This is a genomic window from Streptomyces flaveolus (genome assembly GCF_044765825.1).
Taxonomy (GTDB): Bacteria; Actinomycetota; Actinomycetes; order Streptomycetales; family Streptomycetaceae; genus Streptomyces; species Streptomyces flaveolus.
The window spans coordinates 580,829-590,128 of record NZ_JBIWKU010000005.1; the positions used below are offsets into that span (position 1 = coordinate 580,829).

At 72.8% G+C, this 9,300-nt stretch carries 6 protein-coding genes; 3 read left to right on the forward strand and 3 right to left on the reverse strand.

The window, feature by feature from the left end; translation table 11 throughout:
• Window positions 1-8: 8 nt before the first annotated feature.
• Complete coding sequence (locus ACIRG6_RS19085; protein ID WP_403323643.1) at window positions 9-1,937, reverse strand: sigma-70 family RNA polymerase sigma factor; 1,929 nt, start codon at window positions 1,935-1,937, stop codon at window positions 9-11.
• 460 nt (window positions 1,938-2,397) lie between these two features.
• Window positions 2,398-3,219, reverse strand: a complete 822-nt coding sequence (locus tag ACIRG6_RS19090; RefSeq protein ID WP_364675091.1) for a TetR/AcrR family transcriptional regulator — start codon at window positions 3,217-3,219, stop codon at window positions 2,398-2,400.
• A gap of 374 nt (window positions 3,220-3,593) precedes the next feature.
• Here ACIRG6_RS19090 and ACIRG6_RS19095 point away from each other — a divergent pair, with 374 nt between their 5' ends.
• Complete coding sequence (locus ACIRG6_RS19095) at window positions 3,594-4,967, forward strand: NAD(P)/FAD-dependent oxidoreductase (RefSeq protein WP_350723665.1); 1,374 nt, start codon at window positions 3,594-3,596, stop codon at window positions 4,965-4,967.
• A gap of 174 nt (window positions 4,968-5,141) precedes the next feature.
• Window positions 5,142-6,791 carry an ATP-binding SpoIIE family protein phosphatase gene (locus ACIRG6_RS19100; RefSeq protein WP_239765732.1) on the forward strand — a complete coding sequence of 550 codons (1,650 nt, stop codon included), beginning with the start codon at window positions 5,142-5,144 and terminating at the stop codon, window positions 6,789-6,791.
• Between the two features lie 74 nt (window positions 6,792-6,865).
• On the opposite strand, the gene ACIRG6_RS19105 is transcribed toward ACIRG6_RS19100, so the two are convergent.
• Window positions 6,866-8,143, reverse strand: coding sequence for an MDR family MFS transporter (locus ACIRG6_RS19105; RefSeq protein ID WP_364819708.1), 1,278 nt, complete (start codon window positions 8,141-8,143; stop codon window positions 6,866-6,868).
• Between the two features lie 137 nt (window positions 8,144-8,280).
• Here ACIRG6_RS19105 and ACIRG6_RS19110 point away from each other — a divergent pair, with 137 nt between their 5' ends.
• The gene (locus ACIRG6_RS19110; RefSeq protein WP_318213444.1) at window positions 8,281-8,829 is read left to right on the forward strand and encodes a MarR family winged helix-turn-helix transcriptional regulator; all 549 of its coding nucleotides are present in this window, start codon (window positions 8,281-8,283) and stop codon (window positions 8,827-8,829) included.
• Window positions 8,830-9,300 lie beyond the last annotated feature (471 nt).

Sequence of the window (9,300 nt, forward strand, 5' to 3'; positions counted from 1 at the left end):
CCAGGCCCCTACGCGCAGGTGAAGCGCGACTGCGCCCAGTCCGCGAGTGCCACCGAGTCGACGGGGCTGTGCGGCTCGGCCACCAGCCGTACGGTCTCGCGTCCCGAGATGTCCACGTGGACGGGTACCGCGGGGTCCCCGCCCTCGACCGTTCCCGAGTTCCACAGCCGGGCGCCGTCCGCGTACACCGAGAAGTGGACCTTGCCGAGCTTCATCGTCAGGTCGTCCACGCCGACCAGAGCGTCGTAGGACGAGCACGAGCGGTTGAGGTCGACGGTGACGGAGGAGCGTCCGTTCACGGTGACGCCGTGCGCGTACCGCACGTCGCCGACCGACAGGTCGGAGCGCTGCCACACCCAGCTGCTCCCGGCCAGCCGCATCTCGGGCCCCGTGCCGTCACCGGTCAGGTCGTACGCCAGCTCGCTCCACCGGTAGACGGTCGGGGCGGGCGGTGGAGGTGGCGGTGGCGTCGGTGCCGGGGGCGGGGGCGGGGTCGGAGTGGGCGTGGGGATGGGTGCCGGGGGCGGCGTCGGCTTCGGGGTGGGCGTGGGCGTGGGCGTGGGGATGGGTGCCGGGGGCGGCGTCGGCGTGGGTGTCGGGGTGGGCGTGGGTGTCGGGGCCGGCGCGGGCGCGGCCACCGGCGGGTGCGGGGTCTGCTTCGGCGGCGTGGGCGTGTCCGGCGCGGGCTGCGCCACCGGTGAGGAGGCGGGCGGGGCGGCCTTCGGCGGCTCCTTGCCCGGGGCGTCGTTGCCGGTCAGCGCGAAGACCAGCGCCGCCGCGGCGGCCACCGCCGTCACACCGGCCGCGATACCGGCCTTCACCGGCGCTCCCAGCCCCTCGGAGGCCGCCGCGCCACCCCCGGTGCCCGCTCCGCCGGACGTGCCACCGCCCGAAGCGGCCGCCGCGCCCGCGGCACCGGCGCCCGCACCCCCGGCGATGAGCCCGGCCGCCTTGGCGTACCCGGCGACGCCGAACCAGCCGATGACCGCGACCGGCACCACGGCGGGGATACCGCTCGCGACCTCCTCGATCTGACTGGCGGCCAGCCGGCACCGTGCGCACTCCTCCAGATGCTTGCGCAGACCCCGCTCGGCCCGGGTGCGCAGCCTGCCGCGGGCATAGGTGCCGAGCTGGTCGGCGTAGCGGGCGCACTCCTCGTCGGCGGCGAGGGCGTCGCTGACGTGCGCCTGGAGGTAGGCCTGCTTCAGGCCCTCGCGGGCGCGGCTGGCGAGCACGCGCGTGCCGTTGGCGTCCAGGCCGAAGAGCATGGCCACCTCGCTCGGCGACTCGTCCTCGACCTCGGTGTGCCACAGCACGGCCTGCCACCGCTCCGGCAGCGACCGGAACGCCTGCATGGCCATGGACTGCTCGGCCTCGTGCATGGCGCGCACGTCGGCGCCCAGTTCCAGGGTGTCGTCGTCCGGCACCTTCGCGGTGTGCGCGGACTGCGCGGCGAACACGGCGAAGTCGTCGACCAGCTGCTCCCTCTTGGCCGACCGCGTCCAGCCCGCGGCGACGCGCCGAACAGCGGTCAGCAGATACGCGCGTACGGCGTGCTCGGGTCCGGAACCGCCGCGCACCGCCTGGAGCATGCGGGCGAACACCTCGGCGGTGAGGTCGTCCGCGGTGTGCGCGTCACGGCAGCAGGTGCGCGCGTACCGGCGCACCGCGTCGGCGTGGCGCCGGTACAGCTCCTCGTAGGCCGTGTCGTCGCCCGAGCGCATCAGCCCGATCAGCTCGGCGTCGGACGGCGGCACGTCGCGCGGGGGCGGCAGCACGCTGTCCTCGTGCAGCTCCCGTTGTGCGGGGACGCCGCCTCCCGCGAAGCTGCCGCGCCGCGGGACGTTCGCGGGGCTGCCCTGGCCCGGCACCTGCGGCGGGTCACCGGGTCCGGCATCGCCGTCACCGAGTGCACCGTCCCGCCCGTCGACGCTCATCGCGGAAAGCCCCCGCCACCTGCCCACCCTGACCCGAACACCGGGTCAGGGTGCCACAGGGGCTTTTCGTCAGGAACCCGCACCGTGGACGGTCACTCGTCCGTGGTCACTTGCCGCAACGCAGTACTGACGGTCAGCCGTTCGGGGAAGGGATACGCCTTTGCCCTCGGCGACGACGGTCGGGGAGTACGAGTCCCGTTCCCGGCGGGGCACGCATCCCTTCCCGACGGTCGGGGAGTACGCACTCTGTTTCTGACGGTCGGCATGTGCGGGCATCGCTCCCACGGCCGGGGAGCACGCACCCTGTTCCCGACGGTCGGAATGAGCGGGCGCCGTTCCGACGGTCGAGGATCACGCGCCCTGTTCCCGACGGTCCCATAGCACGCACCCCGTTCCCCGACGGGCCCCGAGCGAGACGCGCGGAGTGCCCCCCGCCGTCCCGCCCGACGCCTCACCGGCCTCACGCGGGACGCGAACGCAGCCCCTCCAGCAGGATGTCCAGCAGCCGGGCCGAGGCCGCCGCCTGCTGTGCCGCGTCGGGCAGCGAGGGCGCCGCCGTGGCTATCACCAGCAGCACGTCCGACACCGACACGTCCGGCCGCAGCTCGCCCGCCGCACGGGCGCGCTCCACAAGCCGGCCCACGACCTCCAGCAGCGCCGCCGCCCCGTGATCGGCCCCCGGGGCGAGGGGCGTCCCGACGGAGCCGGCGGGCGAACCAGGGCCGGGCCCCAGCGGCACCGCGTCCTCGGGCACCAGCCGCAGCTCACCGGAGCCCGGCTGTATCCGCTGCTGCGGCACCCGCGGCTCACCGGCCGCGCCACCGCCGGCCGCGCCGTCACCCTCGTCCGGCACCCCGACCCGCAGCACCTGCGGCGGCAGCAGCCGGCCGGCCCCCGACGCCACCGACGTGCGCAGGAAGCGCGACAGCGCCGACCACGGCTCGTCCTCCTGCCCGAGCGCCGCCCGGGCCTGATCGGTCAGCCGGGCCGTCTCCTCCTCGGCTATCCGCCGCACCAGGACGTCCTTGCTCGGGAAGCGCCGGTACACCGTGCCGACACCGACCCGGGCGCGCCGCGCCACGTCCTCCATCGGCGCGCCGTACCCCAGCTCGCCGAACACCTCGCGCGCCGCGCGCAGCACGTGCTCCAGATTGCGCTGGGCGTCCACGCGCAGGGGCGCCGTACGCCCACCGTCACCGCGTCCGCCGCCCGTCGCCGCACCCATCACGCCACCGGGCGCGACGGCGGAAGCGGACGACCAATGAGAGTCCTGAACATGCATAGACAATCCCCCGGTAATGACGTCTCCCCCCGGAGACTCTCCCCGCCATTGAAAGCCGGAGCGCGCGTGACGGACCCCGTTCGGCGGCCCGCCCGTCGCGGACCCCGTGAGCACATCCCCCTACACTCCGTGGGGACGAACATAGTTGAGCGGGAGTCAATTCAGAAGGGGCAGGTTCCGCACGGAGCGCCCCCCGATCGGAGTACGGGTCGTATACGCCCGGAATATGCCCCCTCCCGTTCGCCGCCCCACCCGCGCTGACCTGCGTCGGCGCCGCACACCACGGCGATCCGGCCAACCCGGCGCCCGAGTGGTCTCCGGTCACACAAATCGCCGAGCCTGTGGACAAACGCAAGCGGCGGGTGCGTCATGGGATGGTGAAGGAACGTGCGCGCATTCTCGTTGTCGGCGGCGGCTACGTCGGGATGTACACGGCCCTGCGTCTCCAGCGGAACCTGAAGGGCGAACTCCGGCGGGGCGAGGCGGAGATCACCGTCGTCACCCCCGACCCCTACATGACGTATCAGCCGTTCCTCCCCGAGGCGGCGGCCGGCTCCATCTCCCCGCGCCACGTCGTCGTGCCGCTGCGCCGCGTCCTCGACCGGTGCCACGTCGTCGTCGGCGAGGCGCACAGCATCGACCACACCGGCCGCACCGCCACCGTCACCACCCTCGCCACCGAGGAGGAGGGCACGGGAGCCCGCCGGCTGGAGTACGACGAACTCGTCCTCGCGCCCGGCTCGGTCTCGCGCACCCTCCCCGTCCCCGGCCTCGCCGACCACGGCATCGGCTTCAAGACCGTCGAGGAGGCCATCGGCCTGCGCAACCACGTCCTGGAGCAGCTGGACATCGCCTCCTCCACCCGCGACCCCGCGATCCGGGACGCCGCCCTCACCTTCGTCTTCGTCGGCGGAGGCTTCGCCGGGGTCGAGGCGCTCGGCGAGCTGGAGGACATGGCCCGCTACGCCGCCCGCTACTACCACAACGTCACGCCCGAGGACATGAAGTGGATCCTCGTCGAGGCATCGGGCCGCATCCTGCCCGAGGTCGGCGAGGACATGGGCCGCTACACCGTCACCGAGCTGCGCCGCCGCAACATCGACGTACGCCTGGACACCCGCCTGGAGTCCTGCGCGGACCGCGTCGCCGTCCTCAGCGACGGCGCCCGCTTCCCCACCCGCACGGTCGTCTGGACGGCCGGAGTCAAACCCCACCCCGTCCTCGCCGCCACCGACCTGCCCCTCAACGACCGCGGCCGGCTCCTGTGCACCCCGCAACTGGCCGTCGACGGCGCACCGCACGCGTGGGCCGCGGGCGACGCCGCCGCCGTCCCCGACGTCACGGCCGCCGGACCCGGCGGGGAGTGCGCACCCAACGCCCAGCACGCCGTCCGCCAGGCCAGGGTCCTCGGCGACAACATCACGCACGCCCTGCGCGGCGAGCCCCTCGACACGTACGCGCACAAGTACGTCGGCTCCGTCGCCTCCCTCGGCTTCCACCAGGGCGTCGCGCACGTCTACGGACGCAGGCTGAAGGGCTACCCGGCGTGGTTCATGCACCGCGCCTACCACCTCAGCCGCGTCCCCACCGTCAACCGCAAGGCACGCGTGCTGGCCGAATGGGCCCTCGCCGGACTCTTCAAACGGGAGATCGTCTCCCTGGGATCACTCGAACATCCCCGCGCGGAGTTCGAACTCGCGGCCGGTGGAAAGCCTTCTCAGGAACCTCCGCGCAACCCGAAGGGGTAGTCCTGGCCGGAGTCAGGAACTCCCCGGGCCGGCCCGGCGTCTGACGGATGTCGGCCGGTCGGCACCCTGCCAGACTGGTCCACCACCGGGGGCGGGCCGCCGCTCACCCCGCGCGGCTCCCGGGCCCTGCCGGTTCCGGTACCGGCCGCCGACGACTACCCGAGGCAAGGATTCGTGAACTTCACGCGCTGGAGCGCCCGACTCCCCGGAACGCAGCGCCGCGCCGCAGCGCGGACCGACACGACGCTCTCCCCGGACCGTCGGGGAGACGGCTCCGTCCCCGCCGCCCGCGCCGAGCAGCTGACCGACGAGGCCCCACCCGTACCGGCCGTCGACGACCTGCCGACGCGCGACGTCCTCGACCGCGTCCCGGCCCTCGTCGCCCTCGTCCACGGCCCCGACCACCGCATCGCCTACGTCAACGACGCCTACGCCACGGCCTTCGGCGTACGCCCCCTCGGCAGAGGGGCCCGCGAGGCCTTCCCCGAGCTCGACGCACTGGGGCTCTTCCCGCTCCTCGACCAGGTGCAGCGCAGCGGCAGACCCCGCACCCTCAAGTCCCGCAAGGCACCCGACGGCCGTTCGTACACCTTCACCTGCACCCCGGTCACCGAGGGCGACGGCGGCGGCGACCGCGGTGTCCTCGTCTTCGCCACGGACGTCACCGACCACGCCGAAGCCGCCGCCCGCCTCCGCGCGAGCGAACGCCGCCAGCGGGAAACCGCCGTCACCCTCCAGCGCTCCCTGCTCCCGCAGGAGCTCGAGGAGCCCGACGACCTGCGCGTCGCCGCCACGTACCACCCTGGCGGCACCGAGGCAGCGGTCGGCGGCGATTGGTACGACGTGATCACCCTCGGCGGCGGCCGCACCGCCCTGGTCATCGGCGACGTCATGGGCAGGGGCGTCCGCGCGGCCGCGGTCATGGGCCAGCTCCGTACGGCGGTGCGGGCCTACGCCCGCCTCGACCTGCCCCCGCACGAGGTCCTCCAGCTCCTGGACGGCCTCGCCACCGAGATCGACGCCAACCAGATCGCCACCTGCGTCTACGCCATCCACGACCCGAACGAGGGCCGGCTGGTGTACGCCTCCGCCGGGCACCTGCCCATCCTGGTCCGCGACGAGACGGGCACCGTCCAGCGCGCCGACGAGCCCACCGGCCCCCCGCTCGGCACGGGCGGCTGGATGCACGCGTCGGGATCCATCGCCCTGACCCCCGGCTCCACCGCCGTCCTCTACACCGACGGCCTGGTGGAACGCCGCAACGAGGACCTGGACGAGGGCATCGCCGCCCTGGAACGCGCCCTGTCGGGGGCGACCGGCAGTCCCCAGGTGGTCTGCGACCGCCTGGTCCGCTCGGCCGGCGTCACCCCGGACCACGACGACGACGTGGCCGTCCTGGTCCTGCAGCACCCCGCGCGCAAGGGCGCGGAGGCCGAGCTCTTCCGCAACGCCACCCTCGAACTGCTCGGCGGCGTCGAGGCGGCCCCCCGCGCGCGTGCCTTCGCCTCCGGTGTCCTCGCCAGCTGGCGCTTCCCCGCCGACCTGCACGACGCGGGCGTCCTGGCCACCAGCGAGCTGGTCGCCAACTCCCTCCAGCACGGCACGCCCCCCATGCGCCTGCGCCTGCGCCGCACGGACCGCCGACTGATCATCGAGGTCACCGACGGCGACGACCACCTCCCCCGGCGCCGCCGCGCGGAACCGGGGGACGAGTCCGGCCGGGGCATCGCCATCGTCGCGACGATCGCCTCCAACTGGGGTTCCAGACGCACGCCCGGCGGCGGCAAGTCCGTCTGGTGCGAGTTCGTCCTGCCGAAGCCGTGAACTCCGGGCCGGGCCGGCGGACGCCGGACGTCAGCCGTGAACCGTGACGGGCGCGGGACCCGTCACGGCCTCTCTCACGCCTCCGCGGCCGCCACGGCGCCCGCAGGCGTCCCGCCCTGCGTGACGACCCGGCTCCGCGCGAGCGACGGCTGGTTCTGCACGTCCGTGAGCTGCCGCCCCAGCCGCACCGCCAGCACCGTGATGCCCAGCGAGAACAGCAGGAACGCCACGATGTACGGCCCGTGCAGGGAGGCCCCCAGCGGCCCGCCCACGGCCGGCCCGATCGCCAGCGCGAGCTGCTTCACCAGGGCGAAGGCGGAGTTGTACTGCCCCGCCATCCCGGTCGGTGCCAGGTCGGCCACCAGCGGGGCCAGCGTCGGCGACAGCATCGCCTCACCCAGCCCGAACAGCGCGTACGTCGAGATGAACGCGGCCGTCGCCATCGTCTGGCTGCCGTGCCCGAGCCCGGCGTACCCGGCCACCGCCCACGCCACGGCCCAGATCAGACCCACGGCGGCGATCACGCGGGACCGCTTCCGCCGCTCGACGAACTTCAGTACCGCGAACTGCGCGACCACGATCATCAGCGTGTTCGCCGCCAGCGCCGTCCCCAGTGCGGACGTCGAGATCCCGGCGGCCTCGACGCCGTAGGCGCTCAGCCCCGACTCGAACTGCCCGTAGCAGGCGAAGAACAGTACGAAGCCCAGCACGCACAGCTGCACCATGGCCCGGTTGCCCAGCAACTGCTTCCAGCCGCCGCCGGAGCCCTGCCCCGGGGCGTCTCCCACCCGCGGCGCACGCGGCATCCGCACCGTCGCCATCACCACGACCAGCAGCAGGAACATCGCCGCCTCGATGGCGAACAGCAGCGTGAACGACGCGGCGCTCGTGGTGTCGACCAGGTGACCGCCGATGAGCCCGCCGACGCCGAGCCCCAGGTTCTGCAGGAAGAACTGCATGGCGAACGCGCGCGACCGCGTCTCCGAGGGGGAGCAGTCCACGATCATCGTGGCGAGCGCCGGCTGCATCACGGCCTGCCCCGCCCCCAGCGCGGCAGCGGACAGCAGCACGGTGGCCGCCGTGGCCGCGAGCCCCAGGCTCAGCGCGCCGAGCGCGGCGGTGACCAGGGCGACCAACAGCACCGGCAGCGGGCCCCGCCGGACGATGGCCCGCCCGGCGAACGGCAGCACGATCAGCGCGGCCACGGCGAAGACGGCGAGTACGAGACCCGCCGTCATGGACCCCAGCCCCCGCACCTGCGCCACATAGACGTACAGGTAGGGGACGGTGAAGCCCAGCCCGAACGCGCTGAGTGCGTTGCCCACGTGGATCCGGCGCATCGCGGCGCCCATTGCCCTGGTCACGTTCACCCTCTCTTGGGTAGTCCGCTTCAGCCGTTAGGGCTGAAGACTTAGAAGCTAAAGTTCGAAGGTAAAGAGTACATACCGAAGGACTTCAAGGCAAAGGAGGGGCGTGCCATACTGCGGCCATGGGCGACACCTCCGGCGCCGGCGAGCCGCCACTCGAAGAACAGATCGCCGCCTACCAGCGAGAGTTCCAGGACCTCGACCCGCAGGTGGAGAAGATCGTTTCGGCGCTCTCCCGGCTCAACCGGCGCATGAACGTCGCGTACGGCCGCCAGACGGCCGAGCTCGGCATCAGCAACACGGACTGGGAAGTACTCAAGGCGCTCGTCCTGTCCGGTGCTCCCTACCGGCTGGGTCCCGGCGACCTCGCCAAGCGCCTCGGCCTGACACCGGCCGCCATGACCCACCGCATCGACCGGATGGTGACGGAGGGGCTGGTCACCCGGGAGCGCGACGAGTCGAACCGGGTCCGCGTGATCGTCGAGCTGACGGGTGAGGGGCGCGAGAAGTGGCTGGAGGCCATGCGCCTCGCCACGGTCTTCGAGGAGGACCTCCTCCAGGACCTCTCGGCGGACGAACGGTCGGCCCTCGGTGAGGTCCTCACCCGCCTCCTGCGCAGGGTCGAGCACGCCCAGCCCGACGCCGGCGGCCGGCTCAGCGACCTCGATTAAAAGATCTTGACAGGGGTGCTTGACACTCCCTTGCGGGATCCGTAGAGTTCTTCGGGTTGCCACGGGGCCGTAACGGTTCTGCGGCAGCACCTCCCGCCGCAGCAGCGGCACACCAAACCACCAGCACGACCTCCCACTGGGAACTGATTCGGCATGTCCGAATTCAATTCCGAAGGGGACTCGACACCCCGGTCGACACCGATTGGGAAACGCCGAGAAAGTCCGCTAAGGTTTGAGACGTCGGAACGGCCCAACGGCCGGGAAGACAACCCCCTCTGACGGGGAATCAGGGCCCGAAAGGATCTGATAGAGTCGGAACCGCCGGAAAGGGAAACGCGAAAGCGAGAACCTGGAAAGCACCGAGGAAATCGGATCGGAAAAACGGTCTGATAGAGTCGGAAACGCAAGACCGAAGGGAAGCGCCCGGAGGAAAGCCCGAGAGGGTGAGTACAAAGGAAGCGTCCGTTCCTT

Coding starts and splice junctions, on each gene's coding strand:
- ACIRG6_RS19085 (WP_403323643.1), bottom strand. CDS start 1,937: ATGAGCGTCGACGGGCGGGACGGTGCACTCGGTGACGGCGATGCCGGA.
- ACIRG6_RS19090 (WP_364675091.1), bottom strand. CDS start 3,219: ATGCATGTTCAGGACTCTCATTGGTCGTCCGCTTCCGCCGTCGCGCCC.
- ACIRG6_RS19095 (WP_350723665.1), top strand. CDS start 3,594: ATGGTGAAGGAACGTGCGCGCATTCTCGTTGTCGGCGGCGGCTACGTC.
- ACIRG6_RS19105 (WP_364819708.1), bottom strand. CDS start 8,143: ATGGGCGCCGCGATGCGCCGGATCCACGTGGGCAACGCACTCAGCGCG.
- ACIRG6_RS19110 (WP_318213444.1), top strand. CDS start 8,281: ATGGGCGACACCTCCGGCGCCGGCGAGCCGCCACTCGAAGAACAGATC.